This window comes from Psychrobacter sp. A3 (genome assembly GCF_028823565.1).
Taxonomy (GTDB): domain Bacteria; phylum Pseudomonadota; class Gammaproteobacteria; order Pseudomonadales; family Moraxellaceae; genus Psychrobacter; species Psychrobacter celer.
Genome location: NZ_JAPEHS010000050.1, coordinates 1 through 18,549, shown reverse-complemented (window position 1 = coordinate 18,549; position 18,549 = coordinate 1). Strand labels below are relative to the sequence as shown.

Here is an 18,549-nt window from a genome sequence, read left to right as displayed (position 1 = left end):
GCGCCTCAAGCATTGGTATAACGGCTGGCCTCCGGCATCCAGCGGTGTATTAATTGGCTGACGTCAGCTTTGCGCGCAGGATCTGCAATCAGATGCTTGGCCAAGCGCTGCGCAACAGCAAATAACTGCTCATCGCGAATCAAATCAGCCAAATAATAGCCGACATTGCCTGTTTGTCGTTTGCCCAGCAGCTCGCCTGGTCCGCGCAGCTCCAAGTCTTTTTGGGCAATGACAAAACCATCAGTGCTATCTCGCAGCACATTTAGCCGCTCAGTGCCCTTCTCTGATAAAGGCTTTTGATACAGTAAGACGCAGAAACTCTTGGTTGAGCCACGTCCAACGCGGCCGCGCAACTGATGCAGCTGCGATAGCCCCAGACGTTCGGCATTTTCGATGACCATCAGCGAGGCATTGGGCACATCGACACCGACTTCGATGACAGTGGTGGCAATCAATAAATCAAGATTGCCTGCTTTAAACTCCTGCATGATGGCTTGCTTATCAGCAGGTTTCATTTTGCCATGCACCAGCCCGATACGAATATCTAAGCGTGCACTTAAATCTTCAAACGTCGCTTCTGCCGCTTGCGCATCAAGCACGCTCGACTCCTCAACCAACGAGCATACCCAATACGCCTGCTTCCCTGCAGCACAGTTCACCGCAATACGCTCAATCACTTCATCACGGCGATTACGGTCAATCGTCACGGTGGTGATGGGCGTGCGTCCCGGTGGCAGCTCATCGATAATAGAGGTATCCATATCACCATAGACACTCATCGCCAGCGTACGCGGAATAGGAGTCGCGGTCATGATCAGCTGATGCGGCGTACTGCCTGCCACGCCTTTATTAGTGAGCGCCATGCGTTGCTCGACGCCGAAACGATGCTGCTCATCGATAATGACCAAGCCCAGTTTGGCAAATTGCACTTGCTCCTGAAACAGCGCATGAGTACCGACCACCACTTGCACGGTGTTTTCACTTACTGCCTCTAGCGCTTCGCGGCGCTGCTTGGCGGTTTGCTTGCCCGCCAGCCAGCCCACACCGATGCCTAATGGCTCAAACCACTGTTTAAAATTTAACAGATGCTGCTCTGCTAAAATCTCGGTCGGTGCCATGACGGCCACCTGCCAGCCACTATCGAGCGCATAGCCCGCCGCGCCTGCGGCAACCAATGTCTTGCCAGCGCCCACATCGCCCTGCACTAGCCTGAGCATGGGGATCGACGTTGCCATATCTGTGGTAATGTCTGTGAGCACGCGCCGCTGCGCACCGGTCAAATCAAACGGCAACGCGGCAAACAGCTTGTCAGCCAAAGGGCTGTGAGCGGCACATTTGGGCGCTTTGTACTGATGTAACTGCTGGCGACGATATAGCAAGCTTAACTGATGGGCGGTCAACTCCTCAATGATAAGGCGCTGACACGCCGCGTGGCTACGAGCGCTGAGCTGAGTCAGCAGCTGATATTGCTGTCTGGCATCGGTATAAGTGGGCGGGGTATGCAGCAGGACCAATGCTTCAAATATCGTCAAGTTATAGACATTATTATTGGCCGTACTAGCAGCGCTGCTGGACTCATCGGCACCATGAGCTAGAGTATGATCTGGCACACGCCGCGCAAGCGTTGAAAATATATCGTCTGGATAGTCTATCTCTGCGGTCACTGCTGGTTTTGGCACAAAAGGCACCAACGGCAAATCTGCCACCACCGCAAAATCCGCTGGCGTAAATAGCGTCATCGGCAGACCTTGGCTGCGCACCGTCTGGAGTGCCAGCTTAATCAAGGTGCGCAATTTGTTTTGATGCAGGCCTTTGAAAGTAGGATAAATGGGTTGCAGGCCGGTATTGGTGATGGCAGTACTATCATTTAGCACCTGATATTCAGGATGGTGCATCTGCTTGCCATAGCGGCTGACTTTGACTTCACCAAACAGTTGCAGCCGCGTACCTACACTCATGGTCTGAGCAAGACCACGATAGACCTTAAAAAATCGCAGAGAAATCGTGCCCGTATCGTCATCGACAATGACGGTCATGCCATTTCGTTTGGTATCGACATGCACCACACGTCCCGTAATCAACGCTGCTTGCCCGTGCTCCACATCAGCGATGGCCACCAAGTGGCTACGATCTTCATAATCACGCGGCAGGTGGAGCAGCAGATCAAATATCCGCTTGATATTCAACTGCGCCAACTGCGCAGCGACCTTTGTCCCAACACCCGCCAGCGCTGTCACTGGCATATCTAATGGCGAGACTGCGCCTGCTGGCCGTGCAGGTGCGGTAAAATGACTGAGGGACTGATTGGCGGATGTGGTCATCGAAGATCCTAACAATTTTTTATTTCCATCGACAAAAGCAAGTATTATCATCACACTATAAATCACTGACTGATTTTATTATAACTGACAACACCATCGATTATGCCAAGCGATTTGATAACACGGTATCTAGCAGTCGACCCCCTCTAACAATGACATAGCGCTACTGGTATAAACTTTACTTGCGTACTACGTGCCTTCGATTCAGTCGCATGCTTAAACAGATAACCACTTTATTTTGAACGGACTAGGGCGTGTCGTGCGCACGTGCTGCAAAGATGCCTAATACAATAAAAGCACCACAATTGATACATTGCAGTGCTTTTTATTCATTTATCTATAGTTAATACACTATAAAAATGACTATATAAATAATGTGATGCCATGACTTAACGAGCAGTCATATCATCATCGCCGGCTACAAAGCTACTTGACGCGCGCGCGATATTTTACTGCCACGGTGTCATTGAGACCGACGCCCTGCAAATCCCAGCGTACGGCTTTGTAATGCTTGAGATCGACATCGACCAGTTGATTGTCTACGCGAGTACGCAGTGGCATGCGAGCAAAGGTGTTACCATCGACGCTGCCGTATGGAAAATCAGGTGCTACTGTACGCAACAGCTCGACCTGCTCAGGTATGGTCATGGTCACGGTCATCTTACGCACGCGGTCAGCGTTGGTATTGGTAAAGTACCCTTGATACTCCAGCACGTTGCCTGACTGCAGGCGGGTGTTGGCATTGACCGGTACCAGTACTTCTTCGCCATTGGCATCGACACTGACCAAAGAGGCGGTGATTTTACTAGTGACTGCTTGAGCGCTTGAGTTACCGGCGTTGCTAGTACTCGTTTGTACCGCAGCTGAAGCGTCTACCGTCTGCTCTGGCGTTGGCAACATGGCAGAGGCTTGCGTGACGACCATTGCGCCGATAAGCGTACCAGCAACAACGTGAAATAAGCGATGTCCGCTCCATGCGCTAAATGGACTGGCAAAGTGGTTGTTTTTTTTCATGGTGTTCATTATCCCTCGTTGATATATCGATAAAACGCCGCGCTACCGCTTCACTATCGGTATGACGCTCGCTCATCTATTGATGCGCGCGTGGCTCTCCGGCATTGGGCAGTATATAGTCAGTTCAAAACAAAACTGTCATAAGTTCCAAAGCGCTACTGGAATGAATTTTTCGCAGCCTCTTTATATACAGCACGCAAGGAAAATTTATACCAGTAGCGCTATAACATTTTTAAATTGAATCTACTATAGTTGCATGCCAAAGGCGGCATTTATTTTTCTTGATTATCTTCGTTCACGGTCTGTAAAGCAATAGCGTTTAGCATAGCAAAAACCCTATGGGTGTACATAAGCCCCGTGTTGCGGTTGTGTATATAGTGCATCAGCTCTGAAAATGATAAACACCACTGAAATAAAAGATGGCTCATAACGGCGTTTTTTGCTATGGTAATTCTTTAGCGATCGGCTTGTTTGCCGCGCCTTTTTTATTCTAACCACTACTGCCCCTATTATGACTACTAGCGCCATGCCACAGATCAATCCTGAATACGTTCATTGGTTTCGCAACTCAGCCCCTTACATCAATACGCATCGCGGCAAAACGTTCGTGATTATGTTTGGTGGTGAAGCGGTCAACCATCCAAATTTTAGCACTCTAATCCATGACTTTGCCTTACTCCATAGCTTAGGTATCAAGCTGGTGCTGGTGCATGGCTCTAGGCCACAAATCGAAAAAAACTTAAAAGACGCTGCCATCACCTCGCCCCTGCATCAAGATATTCGTGTCACGCCGCGAGAAGCGATGCCTGCCATCTTACAGGCAGTCGGTGCCATCCGCCTACAGATCGAAGCGCAGCTATCGATGGGCTTGGCCAACTCGCCCATGTACGGCTCTCGTATCGATGCGGTCTCTGGCAACTTCGTCACAGCGCGGCCTTATGGCGTCCGTGATGGCGTCGACTACCAAATGACAGGCGAAGTACGCTCGATCGACGTCGAAGCCATCAAAAACAATCTGCTCCACGACCATATCGTGATATTGGGCTCGATGGGCTACTCAGCGACAGGCGAAGTGTTTAATTTGCTCGCTGAAGACGTGGCGCTTAGCACCGCAGTGAGCTTGGGTGCCGATAAGCTTATTTTCTTAGGAGAAGAAGCCGGCATCAATGACAATGATCGCTTGCTACGAGAGATGATTCCAAACGAAGTCGATCGCTTCTTACGCGACCGTGACCTAAACTGTGAGATCAATTATTTCTTACACTGTGCCAGTGTGGCTTGCCGTCAAGGTGTCCATCGCACGCACATCATCTCATACGCCAAAAACGGCGCACTCCTCGAAGAGCTGTTCACCCGTGATGGCTCTGGCACCCTAATCAGCCACGACCCTTATGAAGAGATCCGCCACGCCAACATCGATGACGTGGTCGGCCTGCTCGAGCTTTTGACGCCACTTGAAGAGCAAGGCATCTTGGTGGCTCGCTCGCGTGAGCGCCTCGAGCAAGAAATCGACAACTACAGCGTCATCGAGCGTGATGGCATGATTTTAGGCTGCGCCGCTTTATACCCACTCGATGACGACTCAGCAGAGGTCGCTTGCGTCGCCGTCCATGCCGAATACCGTAATGGCAGCCGCGGCAATGATTTGCTGGCGTTTATCGAGCAGCAAGCACGTAGCCATGGCCTACACAAGCTCTTTGTCTTGACGACTCGCACCGCCCATTGGTTTGTCGAGCACGGTTTTGCCGAAGTCGATGCCAGCGCTCTGCCCGCTGCGCGCCGCGAAAAGTACAACAATGGTCGTAACTCTAAGGTCTTTCAAAAAACCTTATAATTAATCTAGGCAGGCTTTAGTCAACTGCCGCGCCAAATCAAAAAAGCCCTCATTTATAAACGAGGGCTTTTTTATCAATACTAAAAAGCGATAGGATAATTTTTTATAGCGAGCTGACTATACTTTATCAATGTCGCTTTACAAATGGCACTTTATAAGTAATGCCTTATAAATGACACCTGCTAGAGACAATCTCGCACAGGTATCAGCCTATCAATGTCGAACATAACACTAAAAGCAATGAATGCCCCTAATGCGTTACTTTACGTTTAATAGCTCAACCGTAAAGATAAGCGTGCTGTTTGGCTCGATACCCGCGTTACCCGCTTCACCATACGCGATGTCTGATGGGATATAAAACTCGTATTTGCCGCCCTCTTTCATCAGCTGCAGACCTTCTGTCCAGCCCGCGATGACTTGATTGAGCGGGAACTCAATTGGCTCGCCGCGCTCGTATGAGCTATCAAATACTGTACCGTCGATCAGCTTACCTTCGTAATTGACTTCGACCACATCGGTGGCTTTTGGTGATTTGCCTGTACCTGCTTTGATGACCTTGTACTGCAGACCAGAAGAGGTTTCTTTTACACCTTCTTTCTTAGCGTTTTCTGCTAAAAAGGCTTCGCCTGCCGCTTTGTTTTCTGTAGCTTTGGCTTCCATGTCTTTAACAAACTTTTCTTCTTGCTCTTTTTGATAATCCATCAAGACTTGTTGCATCTGCTCTTGGGTCAGTGCTGAGTCGTTGCCTTCATAGCCATCGCGAAAGCCTTGCTCAAAAGTATCAAGATTTAGATCACCGACCGCTTCTTTATTACCTTCGGCCATCATATAACCCAAGCTATAGCCTACTTTTTCGTTCGCCGAGCTTTGCTCAGTGATTGAGATGCTTTGCGCCGCGGTTTCTTGATTGCCGTTATTGGTGCTACAGCCTGTAACTAACAACATAGCGCTAGCAAGTGCACCAACGCTTAAGGTAGTGATTTTTTTCATAAAGTACTCTCAAATTGTAAGAATAGTGGCAAGATGTCACATGTTCCTATGATAGCAAATCTTGGTTTTAGGAGCCATGTTTGGCAAAAAATTATCGGGCGAATGTACAGTCTGTGTTAATATTTCCTATCACGATAACAAGTTATCACACAAATACAGTAACACGTTAAGCTTTCTATCTTTAAATCCCCTAATACATCAGCTAAGCTGAATGAGTTGAGGTGATAAGTAACCGAGTGTAACTCTTTATCATGGATGATACGACATTGGTAGTACAGCAGTTGGTACAAGGTAAGCCGATGTTTTTTCGATGAATTTTTACACTTAAAAATTATAATATCGCCGTATAACTGACTTAAAAAAACTATTTATCATAACCATCTATGTTGGTTTCGCTCGCTGATAGCAGTATCTAGCCTATCGTTTGGCGGCTTTTATATGATGATTAAAGGAGGATAAGATGAATCCAATGTATGCGTCTTTTAACGGTTATCTGGGTGGGCCTATTGGTTCCATCATTGGGGCTATTTTGATATTTATTATTGGTTGGCTTGTCGCACTGGGTATCGCGGCTTTGGTTCGCAATGTATTGTCTAAGGTGAATCTCAACCAACGCATGAATTCTTCAACCGGCAAAACCTACGATTTAGAAGGCATCATCTCTAAAATCGTATTTTGGTTTATCTTTATCATCGCCATTTCTGGAGCGTTGAACCAATTGAATCTGAACTCCATTTCGACGCCATTTGCCAATATGGTCAATCAAGTGCTGGCCTTTATCCCTAATCTGATCGGCGCTATCGCTGTTGGGGTGATCGGTTGGGTCATCGCCACTGTGGCACGTACCGCTATCAATGCCGCCCTTGCTAAAACCTCGATGGATGAGCGCCTAAGCGCACAAGCAGGCGTAAAACCCATGAGCAGCACGATAGCCGATATGGTTTATTGGTTCATCTTATTGGTGGTATTGACCATGGTACTCGGTCAATTAGAGCTTGATGGTTTGTTTGCGCCATTGACCAACATGGTTGATAAAATCTTTAGCTTTATCCCTAACATCATCATTGCTGGCGTGGTGTTTGTCGTCGGCTACATCATTGCAAAAGTGGTGCGCGGTATCGTCACCAATCTTGTGTCTACCTTTAATATACAAGAGCTGGCCTCAAAAGCTGGCTTGAGCGAAAAAAACAGCCTGCCGAATATTGCAGGGTCTTTGGCGTTTTTAGTGGTGATTATCCCGACGATTATCGCGGCCTTAAACGCTTTAAAAATCGAAGTAATTGCGCGCCCAGCGACCAATATGCTAAACAAAATCATGGAAGCGTTGCCAAACATCTTTATGGCAGCAGCTATCTTAGTGGTGACGTTTTATGTGGTGCGTATGGTTGCCAATATCATCAAAGGTTTGATTGAAAACACAGAGATCAATCAGATACCTGCCAAGGTTGGCCTACAAGAAACCATGGGTGATAAGAAAGTCTCTGATCTTGTCGGCTATGCCATTGTCTTTTTTGCCATGCTATTTGCCGCTATCGCTGCCGCAGATTTATTAGGCTTTGAGCCAATCTCAGCCATCATTGCGATGTTTATCGCCTTTGGTGCCAATATTATCTTGGGCGCGATTATTCTGTTCATCGGCTTTTGGCTTGCCAACATCATCGCTGGTGTGGTGGAGCGCTCTGAGCAAGGCTCACAGTTCTTAGCAAACATCGTGCGCGTCTTGATCATGGGTCTCGTACTTGCTATGGGTCTAAAAGCGATGGGCATTGCTGACTCTATCGTCAACCTAGCCTTTGGTCTGACACTAGGCGCAGTTGCCGTAGCCTTTGCTCTCTCGTTCGGTCTTGGTGGTCAAGAAGCAGCCGCTCGCTTCTTACGTAAGATGCAGGACAAAATGGACAAGGAGCAAGAGGAAGCCAAAGCCAAGTCTACGCTACAGCCGAGCGCATCAACTCGTGAGAAGTTTGCTGACTCTGTCCGCGAAAACACCCCATCAGCGGCAACAAAGAGCACTGATACTCACACTGATGTCGTCGATACCACTCGCGTCGATACCGATGCTATCGACACCGCTGATATCGATAACGATGTTACCGATGGTAGTATCACTGATGCAGATATCGACAATAACAACTTGCTACCAGGTAGCGGTCTAAACGACGATATCAATAATAAATAGTTTGCTCTCGAAATATGTGTTCTTGAGATAAATTCATCAGTTTTATGCTCACTCAAACCAAAAAAGACAGCTTAGGCTGTCTTTTTTTTGTAGGCATAAATGTGTGTTTTATACCTATCAGTCGCTATCAATAGTGCTATTTATTACTTTTACGAGCAGGAATGGTAAGATTCAAGCGAACTTGCGGCAGGGCTTCTGCTGGACGGTCGTTATCCGCAGAAGTGCCTGCCACTGACATTTTTTGCTGTTGCAGCTGTTGTATCTGTTTGGTGAGTTGGCGCTCACGCTGGGTCATGGTCGCAACGGGTTGGATCCACAAATCAATATCGATAAAGGTTTCTTGCCCTTCATTGATAAATTCCACCCCCAAGATAATGACATGATGCAGCGCTGCTATCGGTAAGCGCGTAGCCACATCTTGAGCAATTTTTGCCAAGTTTGGCTGAATGGCTTGTTTGCTATGCTGCCCCTCCTGATTTTGGCCATAAAATATCAGCACATAATGCCGACCCAGACTCTCATACGAGTGCTGATGTACCACGTAACCGGCGCTTTTTAGGTTGTCTGGTTGTTTTGGATGTCGGTATAAAGTGCGTACCAGCTCATGACGTGAAAACAATGACTCGTCGAGTAGCTGCTGCTGCCAATATAAAAAATCAACCTCTGAGGACATTTGGGCACTATTTTTCAGTCGCTCATCACGGCACATCGCTATCATCTGGCCGCTTAGCTGTGACCATAGTGTGGCAGCTTGTGCCATGTGCTGCTGATACATCTGCGCTGTCGCACTTTGATTTTTGTGCGCCAGTGTCATGGCGATCAATGCCGCATTGGGCGCATCTTGCACGCCCGCTTTTATAAGAGCATTATCAAGGGTGATGGCATGAGTAAATACAGACGGGCTGTACAAAAACTGAGTGACCAAATCTGCCACCCCCTCAAAATGTGCGCGCTGATCGCTAAGTGACTGCTGGAGCTGCTGTAAATGATGGCACAAAAACCGCCATAGCTCACAAGGCGTCTGTAGCGTTGACGACAGCTTCTGCCAGTCAGCGTGACTGAAGATTTGTAGCGGCCGCGGCTCACCACTCATATCGATGACCAAATCTTCCATAAAATAAGCAGTATCAAAATGATGCGTCAGGCGATTTGCTAAGTGCTGTTTCGGTGAGAGTGTCGGTATATCAGCGCTCATCTCTGTCTCATCAAAAAAGACGATATCAAAGATCAATACATCGCGGCGGCTTTTCTTGTCATGATTTTGAGTATCGCTTTGATCATCGCTTTGACCGTTATCGCTTCGATCATGCTTATGTTGATTGTCATTGCTATCCGCGACGCAAGAAGTCTTATACCATGCCAGCACCGCCTTTAGCGTCGCCGTTCGCGCCGACTTAATAGTCTTTGCGCTACTATGCCTTGGTAGATACAGTGTCAGATCCAGCCGTTGCAACCGCCCAAGCGGCAGCTGATAGCAAGATTGCCGCGCGTCATAGTAGGCGTTATATTGACGCGTCACTGCTTGCATATCACCAACGCTTACGCCTGCCGCTGCGCCCTGCAGGTAGCAAGCCAGATCCTCAGTTAGGTCAGTCAAATCCGCCACCGTTTCAACCTTTTATGATTATGGCGTGCTCAACACGCCCTAAATATTATGAAAAATTAAACAACATAAGCGTCATGAGACACAGTCGCTTTCACCGCAATGAGTTGTTATGATGATATCAGCACAGCAGCGCTTATGCGCATCTTTCTATAGTTTAGGGATTTGACGAGATGAGCCAGACGCGACTCGATACAGTTGATGGTCTTTTACCCTCTCAGCATCTGTCACATCTGACACCTCAAGGATACTCGGCTCACATCACCCATGATTGTCATATAATAACAAGGATTGAATACCATGAAACGCTTTAAAGAAAAAACCGTCATCGTCACAGGCGCAGGCTCAGGTATTGGCCGGGCGACTGCTATTCGTTTTGCCCAAGAAGGTGCCAATGTCGTCTTGGTCGGTCGTACCGCTGAAACCTTAGAAGAGACTGCAAAAGAGTTTCCACAAGACCGTACGTGGATTCATACCGATAACTATCTGACCATCACTTGTGATATCAGCATACAAAGCCAAGTACAAGAGATGATCAAACGCGCCGTCGATAAGTTTGAACAGATTGATATCTTGGTAAATAACGCTGGCAAAGCCATGCAAGGGAAAATCACTGACTTGTCAGCCGAAGACTGGCGAGCTGCCATCGATGTCAATCTAAATGGTACGTTTTATGTCTCGCAAGCCGCCATGCCGCATCTGATTGCGACCAAGGGCAACATCGTCAATGTCTCCTCGCTCTCAGGGGTCGGCGGCGACTGGAACATGGCCGCTTATAACGCTGCCAAAGCCGGAGTGACCAACCTCACCCGCACGCTAGCCTTAGACCATGGGCCAGATGGCGTGCGGGTCAATGCGGTCAATCCTAGCGTTACCAAAACTGACATGAGCAGCGCCATTCAAGACAACGACAATAAAACCGATAAATTTTTGGCGCGCTGTCGCCCCGCCGCCATTACTTTTTTGGCCAGTCACGACGCGGCGATGATCACGGGGGTCAACTTACCCGTCGATGGCGGCGTCAGTGCCTCAAACGGCCAACCGCAGTTTTGATCCAGCCATCAATCAAACACCATCAAACCTCATAATTACTGTTACCTCGCTCGCTAATAGCCAGCGCTTCTTGTCTTTCTCATAAAAAACAGCCCTTGATATCATCAGATATCAGGGGCTGGTTATATATAAAACCTCAAAGCCTGTGCGGCGTATCAGAACCCATAGCGTTTAATCTGTCGCGCGATTGATGTCTTGCAGAGGCTGCGACAAGCGCTCAGGATGTCTGGGCACCACCCCTTTATACTGCGCATAAATTTTTGGCAAATCAGCGTCGATATCGCCACTCGGATAAATGGGCGACATAAAACGTATCTCTTTGGTTTTATAATCCATCGCCACTGGCAATATAGGCACGCCCGCACCCATTGCCAAGTAATAAAATCCCGACTTCCAGCCTTTGGTGTACTGGCGCGTGCCCTCTGGTGCCAAACCCAAAAACAGCGGCTGACCGGTTTTAAACTTATCGATACTCGCTTGTAATACCGAGCCTTTGTTGCCCCGATCAATCGGAATCACGCCTATCCAATTTAACAGCTGGGCAAAGACAGGTGCTTTAAACAAAGTATGTTTGCCCAAAATACTGATCTTAAGATCCAGCGCAAATAGGCTTGGAATGGCATAAATACCATCGACATTTGAAGTATGAGGCAGTGCCAACACCACCGCTTGTGGGATATTGGGCACCTCGCCGACTGTACGCCAGCCAGCTGCTTTGAGTAAGGCAGAAGCAAGGACAGGCGCAAACTTATTGCCCCGTCTTGGTACCAAATCACCCAGATGCTTTTTGCTAAGTTTTGGTAATGCTTTGACTCGTGCAGACTCAGAGCGGCCCGATTTAGCACGATTAAATAACGTCGATGTCATGACGGCACCATATAATTAAAGATAGCCATATCATAACATTAAGCTTATCGGGCGAGATTATCTTTTATACTTTTATTGCATAGGCGCTCGGCAGACACTGGCGCACGGGCGAGCGATCGATGACATACATCACGGTATGTCTGCTAAATTACCTTTATTCTCTAACCACGACTTGCGATCGGCAGCGCGTTTTTTGGCCAGTAGCATATCCATTACGCCATTGGTCAGTATCATGTCATCCATATCCAGCTGCACCAGACGCCGCGTATCGCGGTTCATGGTGGTCTCACGTAACTGCTCAGCGCTCATCTCACCGAGTCCCTTAAAGCGAGTAATTTGCGCTTTTTTATTCCCCGGTACGCCCGCTAAAATATACTCAAGCTCGCCCTCATCTAGCGCATAATGTACCTCGCGACCGACATCAACTCGATATAGCGGCGGCATCGCGACAAATAAATGCCCGGCATCCACCAGTGCTGGGAAGTGTTTGACAAACAACGCACAAATGAGGGTAGCAATATGTAGGCCATCAGAGTCGGCATCGGCGAGGATACATATCTTGTCATAACGCAGCTCAGAGAGATCATCTGAGGCTGGATCGACACCGATAGCGATGGCGATATCATGAATCTCTTGGCTCGACAGCACGGTATCGGATGACACTTCCCACGTGTTCAAAATCTTACCACGCAGCGGCAATATCGCTTGATAATGTCGATCGCGTGCTTGCTTGGCACTGCCGCCCGCAGAGTCGCCTTCAACCAAAAACAGCTCTGCCCCATCACGCAGATCGCCGCGACAATCGGCAAGCTTACCTGGTAGCGCAGGCCCTTGGGAGATTTTTTTACGGGCGACCTTTTTGGCAGACTTGAGCCGTCGACCAGCTTTATTAATAGCCAGCTCGGCGATTTGAGTGCCTATATCGGCATGCTGATTGAGCCATAGGCTAAAGGCATCTTTTGCGAGGGTCTGCACCGCACCGGCAGCTTCACGGCTCGAGAGACGCTCTTTGGTTTGACCAGAAAACTGCGGCTCAGAAAACTTGAGCGATAGGATATAGTTGACCCCATCCCACACATCTTCTGCCGTCAGCTTCACATTGCGAGGCAGTAGATTGTGGATATCGCAAAACTCGCGCAGCGCCTCTAAGATACCAGTACGTAGGCCATTGACATGCGTGCCGCCTTGCGCGGTTGGAATCAAATTGACATAGCTTTCTTGAATCGGTGTACCACCCTCAGGCAGCCACGATAAAGCAAAGGTAATACCCGCGCGCTCGCCGTCTTTTGCCTCATGATTATAATAAAATGGCTCAGGTGGCAGGGTCTCAAGTCCATCTAGCTGCTCACTGAGGTACTCAACCACCCCGTCAGTAAACTGCCAAACGACTTTTTCGTCATTGATATCATCGACAAACTCAATCGTCAGACCAGCGGCCAATACCGCCTTGGCTTTTAGGTTATGTTTGAGCTGTTTGACATTGAATTTTGGCGTATCAAAAAAACTGCCATCGGCCCAAAATTGCACCCGAGTACCACGTTTGCGTTTGTTGGAGCTGACAGACTTAGTCAACGGCGTCACCGCTGCGCCATTTTCAAACGCCATCGCAAACTGCGTACTATCGCGCCATACCGTCACCTCAACGCGTGTTGATAGGGCATTGACCACAGAGATACCGACACCGTGCAACCCGCCCGACACCTCATAATTGGAGGTCGAAAATTTACCGCCTGCATGTAGACGCGTCAAAATCAGCTCAATACCTGACTGACCAAACTCAGGATGGATATCGGTTGGCATACCGCGGCCATCATCTTCGACCGATAGCGAGCCGTCGCTATGCAGCTGTACTTTGATGGTCTTGGCATACCCTGCCAGCGCTTCATCGACGGAGTTATCGATGACTTCTTGGGCCAAATGGTTGGGACGGGTGGTATCGGTGTACATCCCAGGACGACGGCGTACCGGCTCCAGCCCTTCTAAAACTTCTAACGATTGCGCATTATATTGACTCACAAATGCATCCTTAACTGTTTATATACGATGAATTCTATACAGCCATTATAACGAAAAATAACAGCATTAAGGTCAATACTCAGTCGCTCACGTCAGATAATGTCGTCTCTTTAAACCAAGCGACCTTTGACCAGTTGCTGTATGACCTCGATTACTTTGGGCAATTGTGTTTTAAAATCACTAAAGCGATGATCGCCGCCTTTTTGCATATTGACCGTCGCTCCTTGCTCCCTATAGAAGTTGGCAGAAAGACTGCTATTAAGTAATTCATCACCCTCTTTGATTAGCGCGACTACTTTTTTAGGATAGTTAAGGCTCGATAGCTGATGGCACGCAAACCACCTTAAATCAGCATTTGTGATGCGCCAACCACCCAAAGTGGTGTATAGCACCTCAGACGCCTCGTCGTTCGCACTCTCGTCCTTCGCACCATCATCCTCAGTCTCAGTGCTATGCTTAAATCGCTGCAGTGTCTGATGCGGCTGTATACTAGGGTTTAATAAAAGCGCCGGACAGCCGGTATGGTTACTGAGCAACGTAGCAAAATACCCGCCTAATGAGCTACCGACCAAGACCGTATTTTGATCGTGAGAATTTTTGCTCGCCACACTATCGATTAACGACAGCATCTGGTCAAACACTTGATCTGGCGTGTTTTTGCTCGCCACACTATCGATTAACGACAGCATCTGGTCAAACACTTGATCTGGCGTCTTATTTAGATCGGGGCGTAACACCTTGATATCGGGATCATACTGGCGGCAATACTCCTCTAATAGTGAGCCTTTTATAGAATTGGCATCACTGTCTAAGCCATGGATATAAATAATATTCACGTATCATCTCACTTATTGGTTTTGTTAAGATGGTTTTATCTCGATAATAAAAATCCAGCATAGCACTGCCGCAAGCAAAACAATAACACTAAAACGGCACACTATTATTCAGTATTTGCGCCATAATAACAGTATCTGACTATACGACGATATAAGTAAAAGGACTAACGACAATAGCAATGGAGCTGCCATGAGTCAGCAGTTTGAACTGTTCGAGATTGCCAATCCCTGTATTGGTGTCTGTCAAAGCAATAAAAAAGGCTATTGCTTTGGCTGTCTGCGTAGCCGTACAGAGCGTCAGCTATGGCATGATATGACGACAGAACAGCGCCGTGAAGTACTACGACTGGTCAATGGGCGCAGACAGCGTATCGAGCAGATGCGCCAGCGCAAAAACGAGCAGCTAGGCTTTGATTTTAATGAAGCGGCTGAGACAGGAGAGTTGTTTTAATTAGCTCAAAACAATTAACCTATATTTTACAATAGTTTTTATAATTATAGAAAAACTACATAGTAGCTATTGAAATATATATCTATATCCTCAAATATATACGAGTAGCCGTCAAAAATGTAGGAGAGCACAATGGATAACAGCCCAACAAATAGCGTAAAAGACACCGTTACCCAATCGCGTCAAATCGAGCAGCTTTTTGCTGGGGTCGATACCCAAGACGGCGCTGGTGTTAAACTCACTCGCGTACTGACGCAGCAGCTGCAACAGCGCCTCGATCCGTATTTAATGCTAGATAACTTCAAAAGTGACAATCCAGATGATTATGTCGCAGGGTTCCCCAATCACCCGCATCGCGGCTTTGAAACCATTACTTATATGATTACAGGCCGTATGCGTCATCGTGATAGCGCGGGTAACGAAGGGTTATTACAGAACGGCGGCGTGCAGTGGATGACAGCGGCGAGCGGTGTTATTCATTCAGAGCTACCGGAACAAGAAGACGGCGCGATGGAAGGCTTTCAGCTGTGGCTTAATCTACCTGCCAAAGATAAAATGAATGACCCTTGGTATAAAGACTTCCAAAGTGAGGACTTGCCTAAATACACAACTGAAGATGGCGTAGACGTTACGGTAATCGCAGGTAGATCGCATGGCGTAGAAGGTGCAGTCACCCGCGACATTACTGAGCCGACGTATTTGGATATTCATCTACCCGCAGGAACGAGCTTTAGCCAAGCCATTCCAGCCGATCATAATGCGTTTGCCTTTGTCTATCGCGGTAAAGTAGAAATCGAAGGTCGAGAAGTACCAACTAAGACCATGGCTATCTTAAAAAATGATAAAAATGCCGATGGCGTTACAATCACAGCCGATAGTAGTGAGGATACCAAAGTGATCTTAATCACGGGTCGCCCACTACGTGAGCCGATTGTGCAATATGGTCCCTTTGTGATGAACAGTCAGCAAGAAATCATGCAAGCGGTCACTGATTTCCAAAGTGGTAAGTTTGGTGAAGAGGCTTAGTCGTTAGGCTAGTTTGTTAAATACTCTATTAAATGTGAAAGCCCGTATTATTTGTTAGTACGGGCTTTTTTTGTGAGAAAGGTTTTTGATTTCGCTCTTTGCACAGCTACACTAAGCGCTAGTTGGGGCAAAAAATGAGTAAAGAGCAGCTCTACAATGTGCTTAGAATGATCCACGCACGTAAACTACGAATTGAGCAAATGCGGTGGCGTAAAGGTCAGCATTTAGGTTTTGATTGAAGGCTATCAAATAGTTTTTAAGGGTATATATTCTGAATTTAGAGTCGGAAACTTTATTATTTAAATTTACGTTTTAATCGAGCCACTCGATTTACTTGAGAAAGAATACTTATATTTCTATCTTCACTACACTTTGCATAAGACTTATCTTCGATAAATTCAGATACTTTCTGTAACGTTGAATACTTTCGCATAGACTTTTTAGTAATCCCAGCCGTCAATTTCTTAGTAGTACCTAAGAACGGCAGAAAAAGACCCAATGCATCTTCTCCTAAATCCAACGCATGTTTAGATACATTTTTGTTCTTAAGAGCTTTTTCTACCTCAGTATTATATTCAGAAATACGCTGACATCTTTCTTCATTATCAAGTAAGTTCAGTTCAGAAAATAATGAGTTCATACCCTTACGAACAACGGTACTAGAAATCTCTTCTTCAAATTCTAAAATAGGAATATAATCATTAATATCGAAAGCTGATATTAAACTTAAACTAAGATTTCGCGTAGGAACTATAGGATCACTATCAAATAGCTTAGAAACATTATGATAGTTTGAATTCTTAAAAAAGTTGAGCATATTTCCCATTATAAGAGCATAAGGATGATCTGAGTATTTTTCACCATTAATATAAAAAGGAAAGTATGTTGCATTTAGTGCATGTGAAAGATGAATTTGATCACTATGTACAGTAAATTCAAATTCAAGTTTTTCTTTATTTTCTACAGGTAAAGAATCCATTATAGGGTTATTAACCCCATATCTAGCTATTCCCATTGGACCAGATTGATTTAATGAATCAAGGCTTTTCCTTAAAGCCTGCTTAGGCCATAGTAAGAAGTTACTAGTAGTATAAACATCTCTACCTGTTAAACTGGAGATCTCTTGAATTAATGGATAAATATAACTATCTAATTCAGGATCACTTAAAACATATGATTGATTCATTTCAACTAAATCAATTGCGCACAATGCTGATAATGCTCTTCTACTTACAACAGATGAAGGATTTTCTTGAAAAACCTCATTTATAAAACCATAGTCTAGCCTACTCTCAGGTTGTATATTTAATATCTTTAGCCTTCCTCTTCTAACTAAGCTTAGTATTTCTTCTCTAGATATTTTCTGATCTTCCAGAAATTTCGACATCTCCTCGACTAATGGGAAAACACAATAGATTACATCATATAATAATAAGTGATTCCTTAAGTTTGCATTCTGAAACTTAGAAAAATTGACGAAGCACACTGTCTTACTAGGATCGTAGAAATATAAGTCAGCTTTTTGGTATGAGCCATTGTAGATTTGCTCTACATTTTCATACCACAAAGATTCGTCCCTCTCAATAAAAGCACAATTCAATTCACTTTTAGATTGAGATGGTGCAATATTAAATACTTCATCATTAGTTTGAAATTTTGAAGTAAGCTCTCCTCCACCTCTAACTTCGAAAGAATACGGACTTTTTAGAGCATTTACAGTCTCTTCAATACTTTCAATTATGGCTGAATCATAGCTCCTTGAAAGTTCTACAACTATAAGTCGGTTATCATGATCTGCTTCAATCTTACTTACTTTGACATCAGAATGTATTGAAAGAATATGATTATACAATTGATTATTAGTAAAGGGATAACCCTCAAATTTCGATGGAATCTCATCATCTACAATTTTTTCAATCTCATACTCGTAAGTTTGTGGAATATTCATTACTAGTTTGATTGGGGCAGTTAAGGTTTTTATCTTGTTATCAAAAATACTGCTAACTTTTTCAAAGTTATCAACAGAATCGACTAAAAATAGTTGGTATTCGTAATTATCAATTTTGAATAATCTAGTATTTAAATGGGGAAATTGTGCTCGGAAGTGAAGGTCAATCCTACGACACCACCCATCATAATCAAGTATCAAGTTAACCTCTCCTTTTCTAAATTTGCATAAATTTAAATTAACGGCTTATACATATAAACTTAGCATTAGCATAATGTATTAACAATAAAGATTACAGAAATTATTGATACAGTCCATAAAAAAAGCCCCCAACACATAAGTATTGGGGGCTTTTAGGAATAGGGAGCTGACGATGACCTACTCTCACATGGCCGGAGCCACACTACCATT

The 18,549-nt window shown here is 45.9% G+C and carries 13 protein-coding genes; 5 read left to right on the top strand and 8 right to left on the bottom strand.

The window, feature by feature from the left end; genetic code table 11:
* Nucleotides 1-5: 5 nt before the first annotated feature.
* The gene (gene recG / locus NK638_RS08240; protein WP_274632627.1) at nt 6-2,321 is read right to left on the bottom strand and encodes an ATP-dependent DNA helicase RecG; all 2,316 of its coding nucleotides are present in this window, start codon (nt 2,319-2,321) and stop codon (nt 6-8) included.
* A 426-nt stretch (nt 2,322-2,747) separates the two neighbouring features.
* The gene (locus tag NK638_RS08235; RefSeq protein ID WP_274632626.1) at nt 2,748-3,344 is read right to left on the bottom strand and encodes a hypothetical protein; all 597 of its coding nucleotides are present in this window, start codon (nt 3,342-3,344) and stop codon (nt 2,748-2,750) included.
* A gap of 502 nt (nt 3,345-3,846) precedes the next feature.
* On the opposite strand from NK638_RS08235, the gene argA reads away from it, so the two are divergent.
* Nucleotides 3,847-5,169 carry an amino-acid N-acetyltransferase gene (argA, locus tag NK638_RS08230; protein WP_274632625.1) on the top strand — a complete coding sequence of 441 codons (1,323 nt, stop codon included), beginning with the start codon at nt 3,847-3,849 and terminating at the stop codon, nt 5,167-5,169.
* A 258-nt stretch (nt 5,170-5,427) separates the two neighbouring features.
* Here the strand turns inward: argA and NK638_RS08225 are convergent, their stop codons facing one another.
* Nucleotides 5,428-6,159 (bottom strand): FKBP-type peptidyl-prolyl cis-trans isomerase, encoded by a 732-nt coding sequence (locus NK638_RS08225; protein WP_201586917.1) that lies wholly within the window; start codon nt 6,157-6,159, stop codon nt 5,428-5,430.
* A 460-nt stretch (nt 6,160-6,619) separates the two neighbouring features.
* Between NK638_RS08225 and NK638_RS08220 the strand changes: the two genes are divergently transcribed.
* The gene (locus NK638_RS08220; RefSeq protein WP_274632624.1) at nt 6,620-8,338 is read left to right on the top strand and encodes a mechanosensitive ion channel; all 1,719 of its coding nucleotides are present in this window, start codon (nt 6,620-6,622) and stop codon (nt 8,336-8,338) included.
* 136 nt (nt 8,339-8,474) lie between these two features.
* On the opposite strand, the gene NK638_RS08215 is transcribed toward NK638_RS08220, so the two are convergent.
* Complete coding sequence (locus tag NK638_RS08215; RefSeq protein WP_274632623.1) at nt 8,475-9,935, bottom strand: hypothetical protein; 1,461 nt, start codon at nt 9,933-9,935, stop codon at nt 8,475-8,477.
* A gap of 306 nt (nt 9,936-10,241) precedes the next feature.
* Here NK638_RS08215 and NK638_RS08210 point away from each other — a divergent pair, with 306 nt between their 5' ends.
* Entirely contained in the window at nt 10,242-10,994 is a 753-nt protein-coding gene (locus tag NK638_RS08210) for an SDR family NAD(P)-dependent oxidoreductase (protein WP_274632622.1), read from the top strand.
* 171 nt (nt 10,995-11,165) lie between these two features.
* Here NK638_RS08210 and NK638_RS08205 read toward each other — a convergent pair whose 3' ends face one another.
* The 3 genes from NK638_RS08205 to NK638_RS08195 all read right to left on the bottom strand — a co-directional run bounded on the left by NK638_RS08205 (nt 11,166) and on the right by NK638_RS08195 (nt 14,713).
* On the bottom strand, nt 11,166-11,861 hold the full coding sequence (locus NK638_RS08205; RefSeq protein WP_201586911.1) for a lysophospholipid acyltransferase family protein: 696 nt from the start codon (nt 11,859-11,861) through the stop codon (nt 11,166-11,168).
* A 129-nt stretch (nt 11,862-11,990) separates the two neighbouring features.
* Nucleotides 11,991-13,877, bottom strand: coding sequence for a DNA topoisomerase IV subunit B (gene parE, locus NK638_RS08200; RefSeq protein WP_274632621.1), 1,887 nt, complete (start codon nt 13,875-13,877; stop codon nt 11,991-11,993).
* Nucleotides 13,878-13,987: 110 nt separating this feature from the next.
* The gene (locus NK638_RS08195; RefSeq protein ID WP_274632620.1) at nt 13,988-14,713 is read right to left on the bottom strand and encodes a YqiA/YcfP family alpha/beta fold hydrolase; all 726 of its coding nucleotides are present in this window, start codon (nt 14,711-14,713) and stop codon (nt 13,988-13,990) included.
* A 190-nt stretch (nt 14,714-14,903) separates the two neighbouring features.
* On the opposite strand from NK638_RS08195, the gene NK638_RS08190 reads away from it, so the two are divergent.
* Both NK638_RS08190 and NK638_RS08185 read left to right on the top strand, forming a co-directional pair.
* Complete coding sequence (locus NK638_RS08190; protein WP_105244387.1) at nt 14,904-15,164, top strand: DUF1289 domain-containing protein; 261 nt, start codon at nt 14,904-14,906, stop codon at nt 15,162-15,164.
* 132 nt (nt 15,165-15,296) lie between these two features.
* Nucleotides 15,297-16,190, top strand: a complete 894-nt coding sequence (locus NK638_RS08185; RefSeq protein ID WP_274632619.1) for a pirin family protein — start codon at nt 15,297-15,299, stop codon at nt 16,188-16,190.
* A 295-nt stretch (nt 16,191-16,485) separates the two neighbouring features.
* Here the strand turns inward: NK638_RS08185 and NK638_RS08180 are convergent, their stop codons facing one another.
* A complete protein-coding gene (locus NK638_RS08180) occupies nt 16,486-18,339 on the bottom strand; it encodes a hypothetical protein (RefSeq protein WP_274632618.1) in 1,854 nt (617 codons plus the stop codon).
* Between the last annotated feature and the right edge of the window lie 210 nt (nt 18,340-18,549).